The 13,108-nt window shown below is 39.9% G+C and carries 14 protein-coding genes; 13 read left to right on the forward strand and 1 reads right to left on the reverse strand.

Translation table 11 applies throughout. From position 1 onward, the window contains the following. Nucleotides 1–159: 159 nt before the first annotated feature. The 3 genes from VCHSUH04_RS02470 to yfbR are packed head-to-tail and all read left to right on the forward strand — an operon-like array spanning nt 160 to nt 2,588. Nucleotides 160–1,089, forward strand: a complete 930-nt coding sequence (locus tag VCHSUH04_RS02470) for a mechanosensitive ion channel family protein (protein ID WP_105085202.1) — start codon at nt 160–162, stop codon at nt 1,087–1,089. Between the two features lie 24 nt (nt 1,090–1,113). Then, on the forward strand, nt 1,114–1,971 hold the full coding sequence (locus tag VCHSUH04_RS02475) for a D-alanyl-D-alanine carboxypeptidase family protein (RefSeq protein WP_105085203.1): 858 nt from the start codon (nt 1,114–1,116) through the stop codon (nt 1,969–1,971). Between the two features lie 26 nt (nt 1,972–1,997). After that, nucleotides 1,998–2,588, forward strand: coding sequence for a 5'-deoxynucleotidase (gene yfbR / locus VCHSUH04_RS02480; RefSeq protein ID WP_105085204.1), 591 nt, complete (start codon nt 1,998–2,000; stop codon nt 2,586–2,588). A gap of 467 nt (nt 2,589–3,055) precedes the next feature. Here the strand turns inward: yfbR and VCHSUH04_RS02485 are convergent, their stop codons facing one another. After that, nucleotides 3,056–3,931 carry an epoxyqueuosine reductase gene (locus VCHSUH04_RS02485; RefSeq protein ID WP_105085205.1) on the reverse strand — a complete coding sequence of 292 codons (876 nt, stop codon included), beginning with the start codon at nt 3,929–3,931 and terminating at the stop codon, nt 3,056–3,058. 154 nt (nt 3,932–4,085) lie between these two features. Here VCHSUH04_RS02485 and VCHSUH04_RS02490 point away from each other — a divergent pair, with 154 nt between their 5' ends. The 10 genes from VCHSUH04_RS02490 (at nt 4,086) to VCHSUH04_RS02535 (ending at nt 12,888) form a co-directional block, all read left to right on the forward strand. Then, complete coding sequence (locus tag VCHSUH04_RS02490) at nt 4,086–4,868, forward strand: xanthine dehydrogenase family protein subunit M (protein WP_105085206.1); 783 nt, start codon at nt 4,086–4,088, stop codon at nt 4,866–4,868. Beyond that, nucleotides 4,868–5,323: a (2Fe-2S)-binding protein gene (locus VCHSUH04_RS02495; RefSeq protein ID WP_005387739.1), complete on the forward strand. Its 456-nt coding sequence runs from the start codon at nt 4,868–4,870 to the stop codon at nt 5,321–5,323. Before VCHSUH04_RS02490 ends, VCHSUH04_RS02495 begins: the two co-directional genes overlap by 1 nt. Continuing rightward, a complete protein-coding gene (locus tag VCHSUH04_RS02500) occupies nt 5,323–7,617 on the forward strand; it encodes a xanthine dehydrogenase family protein molybdopterin-binding subunit (RefSeq protein WP_199176429.1) in 2,295 nt (764 codons plus the stop codon). Before VCHSUH04_RS02495 ends, VCHSUH04_RS02500 begins: the two co-directional genes overlap by 1 nt. A gap of 41 nt (nt 7,618–7,658) precedes the next feature. Further along, nucleotides 7,659–8,417 carry a selenium cofactor biosynthesis protein YqeC gene (gene yqeC, locus VCHSUH04_RS02505; RefSeq protein ID WP_105085208.1) on the forward strand — a complete coding sequence of 253 codons (759 nt, stop codon included), beginning with the start codon at nt 7,659–7,661 and terminating at the stop codon, nt 8,415–8,417. A gap of 6 nt (nt 8,418–8,423) precedes the next feature. After that, entirely contained in the window at nt 8,424–9,146 is a 723-nt protein-coding gene (locus VCHSUH04_RS02510) for an NTP transferase domain-containing protein (protein WP_105085209.1), read from the forward strand. Further along, nucleotides 9,143–9,955, forward strand: a complete 813-nt coding sequence (gene yqeB / locus VCHSUH04_RS02515) for a selenium-dependent molybdenum cofactor biosynthesis protein YqeB (protein ID WP_105085210.1) — start codon at nt 9,143–9,145, stop codon at nt 9,953–9,955. Before VCHSUH04_RS02510 ends, yqeB begins: the two co-directional genes overlap by 4 nt. After that, on the forward strand, nt 9,939–10,667 hold the full coding sequence (locus VCHSUH04_RS02520; RefSeq protein ID WP_105085211.1) for an XdhC family protein: 729 nt from the start codon (nt 9,939–9,941) through the stop codon (nt 10,665–10,667). Before yqeB ends, VCHSUH04_RS02520 begins: the two co-directional genes overlap by 17 nt. Then, nucleotides 10,657–10,971 (forward strand): XdhC family protein, encoded by a 315-nt coding sequence (locus VCHSUH04_RS02525; protein WP_012863865.1) that lies wholly within the window; start codon nt 10,657–10,659, stop codon nt 10,969–10,971. The genes VCHSUH04_RS02520 and VCHSUH04_RS02525 overlap by 11 nt, the downstream gene beginning before the upstream one ends. A gap of 187 nt (nt 10,972–11,158) precedes the next feature. Then, nucleotides 11,159–11,971, forward strand: a complete 813-nt coding sequence (gene cdaA, locus VCHSUH04_RS02530; protein ID WP_105085212.1) for a diadenylate cyclase CdaA — start codon at nt 11,159–11,161, stop codon at nt 11,969–11,971. Continuing rightward, nucleotides 11,968–12,888: a YbbR-like domain-containing protein gene (locus VCHSUH04_RS02535; RefSeq protein WP_105085213.1), complete on the forward strand. Its 921-nt coding sequence runs from the start codon at nt 11,968–11,970 to the stop codon at nt 12,886–12,888. Before cdaA ends, VCHSUH04_RS02535 begins: the two co-directional genes overlap by 4 nt. Nucleotides 12,889–13,108: the final 220 nt, after the last annotated feature.

Raw genomic sequence — 13,108 nt, forward strand, 5'->3', positions numbered from 1 at the left:
AGATGTGTATAAGAGACATGTTATATATATAATATAAGGATATAATAGTTTTACTAAATTATTGTAAAATACATATGTTAGATTATAACACATATGTTTATTTCGAATATATTTCCGATTCTACCGAATGAGCGTTATATTTTATTCATGGAGGTTAGTATGAGTGATCTTTTAAATAGGGCTTTTGAATTACTGTTTAAAGATGCGAATGTATTGATTCAATTTCGAGATTGGTTCTTTTCTCAAGCAGGCAATATATTATTAGCTCTTATTATATTTTGGGTAGGTCGTTATGCTATTAAATGGGTGAAAACCTTTGCTGTCCGTATTATGACTAAGGCCTCTTATGACTCTGCTGCGATGAGCTTTATTACGCAGATCATCAATTATGCATTGCTAGTAGGTCTAATATTGATTTGCTTAAATCAAATTGGTGTCCCTACTACATCCTTTGTAGCTGCCTTTGGTGCCTTTGGTTTAGGTATTGGTTTGGCCTTACAAAACAACTTATCTAACTTGGCATCAGGCTTATTAATTCTTATATTTAAGCCTTTTAGAGCAGGTCATGTTATTCAAGTTGGAGATACTGTAGGTAGTGTTAAGTCTGTTCAATTTATGTATACTATTATCACTACTAAAGATCAAAAAAATGTGTATATACCAAACTCTATCCTTACCTCCCAAGCCATAACTAATATTGCTTATACCCACGAAAGGGTTATTCCGTTCGTCTTTGATATTGGTTATAACAATAATCATCATGAAGCAATTAAAATCTTAAAAAATATATTTGCTGCTGATAAACGTGTACTCAATCCTAAAAATATGGAAATTGGTATTTCTGAATTTGGCGATAACTCTGTACGCATTGCTGCCTATGCACGCGTTAAGTCGAAAGACTTCTTAGATGTGCAATATGGAATTATGTCTGATGTAAAAGATGCGTTCGATAAATATGGTATCGACATTCCATATCCTCAACGTGTTGTATATCTTCAAAATGTAGATAACTCTACTGGTGAAATTAAGGGAACTAAGAAAAAAGCAAGTGGAACGGATGTTGCCATTGATGATAACCCTGAAAGTTAATATGTGATACAGAAAGTGAGATATATGATATCTTTAACAACTAATGTTTGTATAGTTTGGAAACGACTTATTTTGATGATAGCCTGTATAGGCGCTATTATTTTCAGTACTAGTGTTTCTCATGCGGCGTATATTGCGCCGCCATCTACGATAGGTGAGGCTGTTGTTCTCATTGATGCGGATACAAAGGAAATCCTATTTGCAAAGAATCCTGATAAGTGGATGCATCCTGCGAGTACTACGAAAATGGTTACATTGCTAACAGCTCTAGAACTCAAAGGTACACAACTTGATGAACTGGCGACTATTAGTAGTTATGCCACTAGTATGGAGGAATCCAATCTGGGGGTTCGCGTGGGGGATCAAATTACCTTGGAAGGCGTTCTTGAAGGCATGATGGTTGCCAGCGGTAATGATGCGGCCGTTGTAGTAGCAGAAAATGTAAGTGGCTCTGTAGAGAACTTTGCAAAGGACATGAATCGCGTTGCTGCAAAAGCAGGGGCAAAAAATAGCGTATTTTTAAATCCTCATGGTTTGACACAAATGGGCCATCACTCTACGGCTCGTGACTTGGCGATGATTGCAGCGTATGGTATGAAATACCAAATGTTCCGCGATAAAGTAGCCAATGATTATTATAAGGTGCCTTATCAAAACCGTACGCCAGAAACAATTCGCACCACAAACCATTTCATTCGCAATAAATATCCCGGTGCTAATGGTTTAAAAACTGGCTTTACGAATGCTGCCGGAGAATGCTTGATTGCATCGGCTACCCGTAATGGTCATACTATGATTGTAGTTATGCTTAACGATGATAACCGTTGGGATGAAGCAGTACAATTCCTTGATTACGGTTTTAAACTTCGTGGAGTTATTTAGGGGAACTATTGTGTAATGGGGGATATATGAGTTCATTCTTTGCATTTTTAAAACGCATGCGCTTTATCAATCGATGGAGCCTTATGCGTAATACAGAAACTGAAAATATTCAAGAGCATAGCCTTGAAGTGGCTATGGTAGCTCATAACTTAGCAGCTTTGAAGAACGAATATTTCGGTGGCAATGTAGATATTAATAAGGTGGCGGTCATTGCCATGTATCATGAGGTGAGTGAAATCTTCACAGGCGACATGCCAACACCGATTAAATATTTTGATCCAAAACTTCGTGAACTGTATGGTGAAGTTGAAACATTAGCACAAGAGAAAATGTTATCTACCTTGCCAGAACGATTACAAGCTGTTTATAAGCCTTTCATAGTCGATGCAGAGGCTAATCCTGAGTGGCCTATCGTTAAGGCGGCAGATATAATTTCGGCTTATATGAAATGTGTAAACGAACTCAAGGCAGGGAACGATGAGTTTAAAGAAGCACATGACTCCATTTTGGCTAAACTGAAAGCATTCAACATGCCAGAGGTAGATATGTTCCTTGAGACTTATATGCCTGCTCTTGGTAAAAGCTTAGATGAGCTAAATTACTATGAAATCAAATAATGATTAAAAAAGAGACGACGGATGGTCGTCTCTTTTTATTCTGCAAAAATACCAAATCTCCTACGTATGTGACTATTAGTGGCATATCAATTAATCATTATACTTCGTAATTTCTTGTATTTATACTTTAGTGTAGGAGGTAGTTAGATGTTGTTCTGCTCATCTCTCTCGTTCGAGAAGGTGAGACTATGAGTGATTTTGAAATATTGTCCCTAGTGGTAAGCATCATCAGCTTATTATTCACTTGTGGCGCATTCGTAGTGCTTATTTGCCGTAAAAACGAAAAATAGCCATAACATCTTAATAGACGTCACAGCCATTTTACATCTCAAATAAAGTTTTAGAGATGAGCTGGACGTTCCTAGGCATCTAGCTATCTCTGTTATATTATTATAAGTTTTTGCTAAACAGATGTCAAAGCCTGTAAAGCTTACAAAGATATTATAAAGCATAACAAATTATAATATCTATTTTTCTTCAATAATATTTTGGTTTCTCATTAATATTTTCTTCCCCCGCCACGAGAATGCCCGATTACCATACTTAGCTTTGAATTCTTTGTTTGTTAGGGTCTCTAGTTCGTTAATATCTATGTACGGTTCTACTCGTTGAAACTCGGGAATTGGCGTTGTGGGAATACCTTGATTATGAGGGCACACCTCTTGGCATACATCGCAGCCAAACAATAATGGAGTTTTAGCGATGATATGTTTTTCTTTATCCGTTAAATCTCCTTTTTTCTGCGTTAAATAGCTTTTACAAGTTTCATATTTAAACTCCTCGTGGCCTAAACATTGGCCTAGACATGCTGTGATACATCGATTACAGCCCATACAGGACAGGTCGAGAGGTGTATTGGGTTCAAGTTCTAAGGTTGTCAAAATTGTGCCAATAACCACATATGAACCCCATCTAGGGCTGATGAAGCAATTGTTTTTGCCGTAAAACCCGAGGCCTGCTAAGTATGCCATGTAACGGTCTGCCAAGGGAGAGGTGTCACAATGTATAGAAAACTGAGCTGAAGTATTCATTTTTTGTAATTTTTCAATAAGTTTTTCTAAATATTCATTAATGACCAGGTGATAATCTGTGCCCCATGTATAGCGGGATAGATTGGATGGACCGTTATGTTCTACGTAGTAGGGAAAGAGACAGACAATAGCACTTTTAGGCGTGAACTCAGTTGTTCCTAGTAGCCGTTCCTCCACATCTGCAGCGGTAAATGGACAGGGATTAGTTTCGTACAAAATGGTTTTTGCATTCTCAGGTAGAGGCCAAGGGGCAATCCCAAATTCATAAATATGTAATTCTTTGCAAAATTCCTGTAAATTTATATCTTTCATCATAGATTTAGTGGCGAATAATTGGTAAAATAAAAATATAAGAAACGTGAGGAATTCTATAGATTCCTGCTAGGTTTGTAGTTTGATGATATCTGAATTTTTATGGTTATCATCCAGTTCTGTTAGTATTAGTATACCATTGAGAGGACAGATTATGTTAGCATTTATGAAAGTATTACAACCGAAGACGGTGGAAGAGGCTTATGAATTAGCCACAAAAAACAAAACTGCCCCAATGCTAGCTGGCGGCTGCTGGTTGCGTTTAGGTCGACGCACATGGCCTGCAGTGATCGATATGGCTAGTCTTGACTTGCGTTATGTTCGCGAAGAGGCTAACGAATTTGCCATTGGTGCTATGGCAACGCAAGGGGATGTGGAACGTTTTGAGCCATTACAACAATTCTGTGGTGGTGCTGTTGTTAAAGGTGTTAAAGAAATTCTTGGCATTCAATTCCGCAACACTGCTACTATGGGTGGATCTGTAGCAAGTAAATTCGGCTTTTCTGATATAATTCCAGCTCTATTAGCAGTACATGCAGACATCGTTACTTTTAAAGGCGGTCGCATGTCCATGCAAGACTATATGAACTACAGAGAACGTGATATCCTCGTGGAAATTCGCATTCCTAAAGTAGAGGTACCTGTAGCTGTAGAAGCTCTTCGTATCTCTCGTGGCGATTTCCCAGTGTTGACAGGTGCTATTCGCCGTGATGATAAAGGCGTTGAATTGTACATTGGTACAAGACCTGGCGTGCCTCAATTAGCAGAAAAAGCAAGTGCTTTGCTTTCAGAAAAAGGATTGGCTGCAGCAAAAGAAGCAGGTCAATTAGCATCTGAAGAATTAGTTTACCAATCTAACTCTCATGCTTCCAAAGAATATCGAATGGAAATGGTAAAAGCTATGGTTCAACGCTTGGCTAAGGAGGTGGCACAATAATGGAACTCGTACTTAATATTAATAATAAAAATGTAACTGTTAATGTGCCAACTGATGAAATGTTGTTGGATACATTGCGTAATCTTGGGTACTACAGTGTACGTTGTGGCTGTGACACAACAAACTGTGGCCTTTGCACTGTATGGGTAGATGACGAAATTATCTTGTCTTGTGCATATCCTACATTCCGTGCGCCAGGTCATAAAATTACTACATTAGAAGGCTTACAAGAAGAGGCTGAATTATTAGCAGATTGTATTGCTAGCGAAGGCGCTGACCAATGCGGTTTCTGCACAACTGGCATGATGATGAGTGCTATCAACTTGAAACGTAAAAATCCAAAGGCTAGTGATGATGAAATCCGCGAGTACCTCATCGGTAACTTATGCCGTTGTACTGGCTATGAATCACAACTTCGAGGGGTTCGTAAATTCTTAGAAGGAGGCCTGAAATAATGAATAAGCACATCGGTAAGTCCTATGACAAAGTTGACTATAAAGGTATCTTGTCTGGTAAACCATCTTATACAGGTGATTTTGTTCCAAAAGATGCGCTCGTTATTAAGGTACTTCGTAGCCCTCATGCACAGGCGCGTATTAAATCTATTGATACATCTAAAGCTAAATTGATTCCAGGCGTTGAAGCAATCTTCACACATGAAGATGTGCCGAATACTCGATTTACATTGGCTGGTCAAACCTATCCAGAGCCATCTGCTTATGATGCTCTCATCTTGGATCCTGTAGTTCGCTATGTAGGCGATGAAGTGGCTCTTGTTGTGGCAAAAGATGAAGCTACAGCACTTAAAGCGATGCCTCTAATCAAGGTTGAATATGAAGTACAAAAACCTGTACTCGATATGCATACGGCTATCGACCATGAAACTGTAGTTCACCCTGAAGATGATATTCACAATAATATCCCTGTAGGTCAAGATTATAAACGCAATATTTGCGTATCCTATCATAAACGAGTAGGCGATATTGAGGCTGAACTTGCAAAATGTGATTATGTAGTAGACGGTACTTACTTTGACCAGGCTACACGCCAAACAGCGATGGAACCGTTCCAAAGCTTTGGTTATATAGATGCATTGGGCCGCGTAGTTATCGTATCTTCCACGCAAATCGTATTCCATGTTCGCCGTCATATTGCGCGTGCATTAGGAATTCCGGCTACAAAGGTTCGCGTAATCAAACCTCGTATCGGCGGTGGTTTCGGTTCTAAACAAACGGCTTGTACAGAAATTATGACAGCTTTTGTGGCGTGGACATTGAAGAAACCTTGCTACCTCTTATACGATCGCACTGAAGCACAAACTTGTTCCACTACACGTCATGCTCGTGAATGGAAAATCCGTGTAGGTGCTACAAAAGATGGAATTATCAAAGTAATTGATATGGACTCCATTACTGATGCAGGTGCTCATGCAACTCATTGCTTCACTACTACTACAGCTGGTGAGCATAAGTCCATTCCTTTATACAATAAAGCGACAGCTATCCACTACGGTACAGAAGGCGTATACATGAATCATACACCAGGCGGTGCATTCCGTGGTTATGGTGCTACCGAAGCGTTATGGCCATTAGAGTGTGCTGTTAATAATTTAGCGGATACAATGGGTGTTGACCCTGCTGAATTGCGTCAAAAGAACTTGATTGCTCAAGGTGAGCAAAGCTTAGTATATGCTCCTGATGAATACCTTGATTCTGGTCTATTCCAAGATACTGTAAACCGCGTAAAAGAAATGGCTCGTTGGGATGAACGTCCTCATTCTTGGGATATCGATGAGCGTTACCGCGGCGGTCTTGGCATGGCATTAGCGTTGCAAGGTTCTGGCGTTGCTAATATCGACGTAGCATCTGTAGAAATTCGTCTTGGCGATGATGGTAACTACACGTTGTACACTGGCTCTTCCGATATGGGCATGGGGGCTAATACTGTATTGACTCAAATGGCTTGTGAAATCATTGGCTGTCCTATGGAATACATGACGGTTGTTGAATCCGATACAGATATTGTGCCGTTTGATCCAGGTTCCTATGCATCTAGTACGACATATGTAACTGGTACGGCGGCTAAGATGGCTGCAGAAGAGTTGCGCGCTAAGATTATTGCTAAATTTGCAGAGTTCTTTGAAACCGATGTTGAAAACGTTGATTTCGATGGTGTTGTAGCGACAACAAAAGATGGATCCAAAACTATGGATATTCATCAATTAGCTCCAAAATTATTAGTAGGCCCTAAAGCTGAACAATTATCTGGTTTCGCTACATGGGGCAGTCATACATCCCCACCTCCATTTATGGTTACTATTGCAGAGGTGAAAGTAGATAAACAAACTGGTAAGGTTATCCCTCTTCATACGTACTCTTGTATCGACTGCGGTACTGTTATCAATCCTAAATTGGCTCGTGTTCAAGTTGAAGGCGGTGTAGTACAAGCTATCGGCATGGCGTTATATGAAGATGTACGCTATTCTAATAATGGTCGATTAGAGACTAATAACCTTATGACTTATAAAATTCCAACCCGTCAAGATATCGGTGAGTTACATGTAGACTTTGTAGAGTCTTATGAACCGACAGGCGGATTTGGTGCCAAATCTATTGGTGAAGTTGTTATTAATACGGCTAGTCCAGCTATTCAACATGCTATTAAAAATGCAGTTGGTGCGGATGTTCGTACATTACCTATGACACCTGAGAAGGTATTTATGGCTATGGACGAGAAATATAAAGTATAGAGACTTCTATTTACTTTTCCTTTCTAAGGAGGCCTGGTTTTATGACATCACAAACATCCTATTGGAATCGATTGATTCAGCCGGGAATCGTGGCCCTTGTTGGGGCAGGCGGTAAAACGACTGTGCTTTCAAAATTAGTAGAATATGGAAGGCTGAAAGGTCAGCCCATCGTAGTTACGACTACGACTCGACTCTATGAATCTCAAGTGGCTCATTATGAACCGATTTATACTCGAAATATTAATGAAGCTGATGAATATTGTACTGATCGTATTTTGCGTGGATATTGTGGTGCGTGGTTCTCTGGCATTACAGGAACAAAAGTGGACTCCTTAGATTGTGATCTTATTGATGGTTTAGCAAAATTGCATCCGAACTGGCAAATTGTAGTGGAAGCAGATGGGGCAAAGGAAAAATGGCTTAAGGCGCCTAAGACGACTGAGCCAGTCATCCCATCTCTCACAAAGACTACGATTGGTCTTGTGAATCTACAAATGCTAGGGGCTCCCCTTGATGATGAGCACGTACATAATATCGAGCTCGTTCAAGATATTGTGAAACGCGATATGGGTGCCATTGTAACGCCACGCATGTTGGCTGATCTTGTATTACATAAGCAAGGTTTGTTCCAATACAGCAAAGGGAAAAAAATCCTATTTTGTACTGGTTATGAAACGGTACAACATCGCATTATCGATGATTTTATTGATCATATTGTAGATAGCGATATCGCTGCTATCATCTTAGCTGATGGATACAAAGCAAGTTGCGAAATCCGTCGTATTATTCAATGTCGGTAGGTACTCATGACTTATGTGAAAGCAAATTGTAATACCGCTTTCAGTCCCATGAAAGACCCCATAGACCGTCGTCCTTTGCATATTGGCATTGTCCTCCTCGTAGGAGGTCAATCCAAGCGCATGGGATGTAATAAGCAGCTTTTGCCTTGGCGTGGTAAAACTGTTTTAGATGCGGTTTGTGGGGCTCTTCAATGTGGATGGGGCGGAGACGTAGTATCTACTATGTCGTGTAAACTACCTTTTGTGGCCGTTACAGGTGATGATTATAAAAAATTGGAACCTATTGTCACAAAGTACGGTTTTGAAGCGATTCGAAATGAGCATCCGGATCTTGGGCAAGGTGCGTCCATAGCAATGGGGGTGCGTCATTTAGTAGAAACATCGCCTTTACCGCTTGATGGTATTCTCTGCTCGGTAGGGGATCAGCCTCTTCTGACGAGTACCGTTGTACATGAGGTCATTAGTGCATTTAGTGAAAACTTTCATTCGAAAACTATCATCGTCCCGCATTATGGGGCGAATTATCAGTCGGGAAATCCTGTTCTATTTGGTTCGCATTGGTTTGAATCATTGCAACATATCCAAGGCGATCAAGGTGGCAAAACTATCATTCGCGGTAGTGGTAAAGACCATGTTATCAAATTATGGATTCGTGACGATATTGGATATGATATTGATACACCCGATGATTTTGAGCGTTTGAAACAACGTGAAAGTGAGGCATTATGAAACCATTAGTACTTATGCGCGGAGGCGGAGATATTGCTTCTGGCGCTGTATATAGATTGAAACGTGCAGGCTATCCTGTGGTGATTAACGAAATCGCCATTCCTACCATGATTCGCCGTGAAGTATGTTATGGCAATGCTGTACATCGTGGAGAAATGATTTTGGAACGCTTTGTAGCCCGTCATGTTGCCCTTAGTGAAGTGAAAGATATTTTGGCACAAGGGATAATTCCCGTTGTGACCAGTTCGTACGAAGAGTTATTAGATACACTGAAACCAGCTATTGTAGTAGATGGTATTTTAAGTAAGAAGAATCTAGGTACAAAACGTGACGATGCAGAGCTTGTTATAGGTGTTGGGCCTGGATTTACCGCAGGGGATGATGTAGATGTAGTCATCGAAACGATGCGTGGTCATTCTTTGGGGCGCTGTATCTATGATGGTCCTGCTCAACCGAATACCGGCATTCCTGGTAATGTAGGTGGCTATACTCATGAACGTGTAATACACTCACCAAAGGCTGGTCTATTTACGGCAAAGCGTCATATTGGTGATTCTGTACAAGCTAATGAGGTCATTGGTTATGTCGATGAAGAGCCGGTACGGGCAAAAATTACAGGTATTCTTAGAGGCATTCTAAAGAGTGGGCTCATTGTATCGGACCATTTTAAATTGGCCGATGTAGATGCTCGTTGTGAAGAGTCTCATTGTTATAGTATTTCAGATAAATCCCTTGCCGTTGGTGGCGGTGTTTTAGAAGCTGTTACTGCATGGGAGTATGAAAGGAATCAAGATGGAAACGATCTATGATGTGATGAAAGACCGTCTTCAGATTACAGAAACTACGCTGATGGTTACTGTATTGTCTGGCCCTCGTCAAGGGGATAAGACAATTTATGCTGAAGATGGTAGTGTTTTGTATGGTACACCAATCGAAGGATTTATGGTAGATAAAGCAAAGCTTAATTCTTTATGTATGGTAGGCGAAGTTGAATGTTTCGTGCAACCTGTAGAAAATGATCCGTCTGTTCTTGTATTAGGCGCTGGTCATGTGAGCCGTGCTATTACAGATTTATTACTATTCATTGGGTGTCGTGTTACTGTTGTAGATGACCGTCCAGAATATGTAGTTCCTGAATTCTTTGACGAACGAGTAACTCGTAAATGCTTGCCGTTAGAAAACTTTAAAAATGATCTACCTCTTGATGAGTATAATGGTTTTATCATTGTTACTCGTGCTCATGAGTATGACAATGTATGTTTAGAACAATTGCGCAACTACTTGCCAACCTATATGGGTGTTATGGGCAGTCAAAAGCGCATTCATTATGCATTTGAGGTGTTGCGTGAGCAAGGTTGGACGCAAGAGGAGTTAGATATGGTATATGCACCAATCGGTCTAGATCTTGGTGCACAAACACCAGAAGAGATTGCATTATCTATTGTTAGTGAATATTTGGCAGTGGTGCGTGGTAAAAAAGGCGGCTCATTGCGGAAAGGTAGAGTGAGCCATGAATCGTGAGTTTATTGAATATCTTAGTGAACGTAAAAACGAAACATTAGCTGTTGCTACTATTTTGTATACTCGTGGATCTACACCTCGTAAAGCAGGTACTTCTATGGTTGTATTCCCTGATGGGTCCATCTTTGGCACTATCGGTGGTGGCCGAGCAGAAAATGAAATTCGTCTCAGTGCAGTTGATTCTTTGAATAAAAAAGAAGCACACCGTCGAATCGACGTTTTACTCGATGATGATGTAGCTGTCAAAGAAGGTATGGTTTGCGGCGGTCAAATGGATGTGTGGATTGAAACACAAAATATCTAAGGTTTCAAGCAAATTTCATTGAAATGCATATATATGATATCTGTATTTATAAATTAATATAGGTTAATATGACAAAAATCTCATGGAGGGGCTGTTTCTAAATTTACAGTACTTTCAAAATGAGTTAAAATATAAGGTACAGTCAAAGATTTGGCTGTACCTTATTTTTGGTATAAGGAGCTATTTTATGCATATTGACGCACTTATACATACCTTTAGGCTTCTTGATATTGCTGATATCTTAATCGTTGCCGTAGGTATTTATTACTTATATAAATTGCTTAAAGATACACGGGCCGTTGCTCTTTTAAAGGGTCTCGTTATGCTAGCAATTCTAAATTTATTGAGTCATTTGCTGAATCTATATGTTATCAATTGGATTTTGCAACAAAGTATGACCGTTCTTCTTTTCGCATTACCTGTAGTATTCCAACCAGAATTGCGTCGTGCGTTAGAACAATTGGGCCGTGGTCGAATTTTCAGTAAGGCGCAGAATGTCAACGAAGAGGAAATGGATATGGCTATCAATGAAGTGATGGCGGCGGCTCGCGTTATGTCTCGTGAGCATACTGGGGCACTCATCGTTTTTGAACGTGAAGTGGGCCTCAATGACTTCGTTGATACAGGCATTTTAATTGATGCTGTGTTGAGCCGTGAACTAATTAAAAATATTTTTGTTCCTAGTACACCACTTCATGATGGGGCGCTGATCATCCGCGATGGACGTATTCGTGCAGCAGGGTGTTTGTTGCCACTAACTGAGGATCGTACATTGAGTACTGAACTTGGTACACGTCACCGTGCAGCCATCGGTTTGTCTGAACAAACTGATGCTGTCGTTGTTGTAGTCAGTGAGGAAACGGGGACAATTTCCTACGCCTATGGCGGTCATATTTATCGCCATTTACCGGAAGATCAAATTAAAGAAGCGTTGCGTACATTTATGGAACGCCCTCGTCAAACCATTACTGGTATGTGGAAATGGGGGGCAAAAAAATGATGATACATTTGAAACGCAATTGGCCAGCTAAGTTGTTATCATTGCTAGCGGCTATCGTCATGTGGTTCTTTATCATGCGAGATCAGAACCCTGTGATGGAGGTAACCTATACAGTACCTGTTCAAGTCCAAAATCTTGATTCACATTATATTATAGAAGATGCACCTGATGTAGCACGCATTGTCCTTTCGGGCCCTCGAGATATGATTATGTCTATAAAGGCAGATAATCTTCGTGCATATATTGATGCATCTGGTGTGAAACCAGGTCAAAATAATGTAACCATTGGATTTACACCGCCAGCGGGGATGAGCCTTGTTGAGGTTAAGCCTGAAACTATAACAATTAATGTAGACGAATATGCAGAGAGGAAAATACCGGTTGAAATTGTACCAATTGGTAAGTTCTCCGACGATGTCGCTCTCAAGTCAGTAACCATTGTACCGAAAGAGGTAACTGTATCTGGACGTAAACAGCTTGTTAACGCTGTAAATAAGGTTGTTATGAAGGTCAATATCGCTGGTCAAACCAAGAACTTTAGTGCTGTTAGTACGTTAGAAGCCTGGGATATATCTGGTAATGTATTAGATGTACACATCAATCCGAGCCAAGGTCAAGCTCAATATGAACTAAACTTATTGCGTAAAGATAAAGCCGTTCCCATTACAGTACCAACGGCGGGAACGGTAGCTGATGGGTATGAAGTTAAGTCTATATCCGTTACACCAACTCAATTAACTGTGACTGGTCGAGAAGAAATGATTGACTCTGTTTCAGAAATTCAAACAGAACCCATTGATCTTACCGGTGCAACGAAGGACATTCAAGGTAATTACAACTTAGTATTGCCAAGCGGTGTTAATAGTAATGTTACAACGGTACATGTTAAGGTAGATATACAAAAGAAAACTACGTAGTTCATGAGATTAAAGAGATAATAGTAGTTTTTAAAATTGTTATTACTAAAAACCTAAATTAAAAATAAGACCCTAATAGAGGATAAGATTAAACTCTATTAGGGTCTATTTTAATGCTTTATTGGGATACTCTGTTTATTATGTATTAGCTTTTACAGTAATATTGTATAATAATATTGTATGACCAATTTCTAGTAGGTTCAATTTGAAGGATTTAGGT

Source organism: Veillonella sp. T14073-2 (assembly GCF_002959875.1).
GTDB classification, from domain to species: domain Bacteria; phylum Bacillota; class Negativicutes; order Veillonellales; family Veillonellaceae; genus Veillonella; species Veillonella infantium.

Excerpts from the sequence above, each read along its gene's own strand:
- VCHSUH04_RS02470 (WP_105085202.1), top strand. The coding sequence starts at position 160 with ATGAGTGATCTTTTAAATAGGGCTTTTGAATTACTGTTTAAAGATGCG.
- VCHSUH04_RS02475 (WP_105085203.1), top strand. The coding sequence starts at position 1,114 with ATGATATCTTTAACAACTAATGTTTGTATAGTTTGGAAACGACTTATT.
- yfbR (WP_105085204.1), top strand. The coding sequence starts at position 1,998 with ATGAGTTCATTCTTTGCATTTTTAAAACGCATGCGCTTTATCAATCGA.
- VCHSUH04_RS02485 (WP_105085205.1), bottom strand. The coding sequence starts at position 3,931 with ATGAAAGATATAAATTTACAGGAATTTTGCAAAGAATTACATATTTAT.
- VCHSUH04_RS02490 (WP_105085206.1), top strand. The coding sequence starts at position 4,086 with ATGTTAGCATTTATGAAAGTATTACAACCGAAGACGGTGGAAGAGGCT.
- VCHSUH04_RS02495 (WP_005387739.1), top strand. The coding sequence starts at position 4,868 with ATGGAACTCGTACTTAATATTAATAATAAAAATGTAACTGTTAATGTG.
- VCHSUH04_RS02500 (WP_199176429.1), top strand. The coding sequence starts at position 5,323 with ATGAATAAGCACATCGGTAAGTCCTATGACAAAGTTGACTATAAAGGT.
- yqeC (WP_105085208.1), top strand. The coding sequence starts at position 7,659 with ATGACATCACAAACATCCTATTGGAATCGATTGATTCAGCCGGGAATC.
- VCHSUH04_RS02510 (WP_105085209.1), top strand. The coding sequence starts at position 8,424 with ATGACTTATGTGAAAGCAAATTGTAATACCGCTTTCAGTCCCATGAAA.
- yqeB (WP_105085210.1), top strand. The coding sequence starts at position 9,143 with ATGAAACCATTAGTACTTATGCGCGGAGGCGGAGATATTGCTTCTGGC.
- VCHSUH04_RS02520 (WP_105085211.1), top strand. The coding sequence starts at position 9,939 with ATGGAAACGATCTATGATGTGATGAAAGACCGTCTTCAGATTACAGAA.
- VCHSUH04_RS02525 (WP_012863865.1), top strand. The coding sequence starts at position 10,657 with ATGAATCGTGAGTTTATTGAATATCTTAGTGAACGTAAAAACGAAACA.
- cdaA (WP_105085212.1), top strand. The coding sequence starts at position 11,159 with ATGCATATTGACGCACTTATACATACCTTTAGGCTTCTTGATATTGCT.
- VCHSUH04_RS02535 (WP_105085213.1), top strand. The coding sequence starts at position 11,968 with ATGATGATACATTTGAAACGCAATTGGCCAGCTAAGTTGTTATCATTG.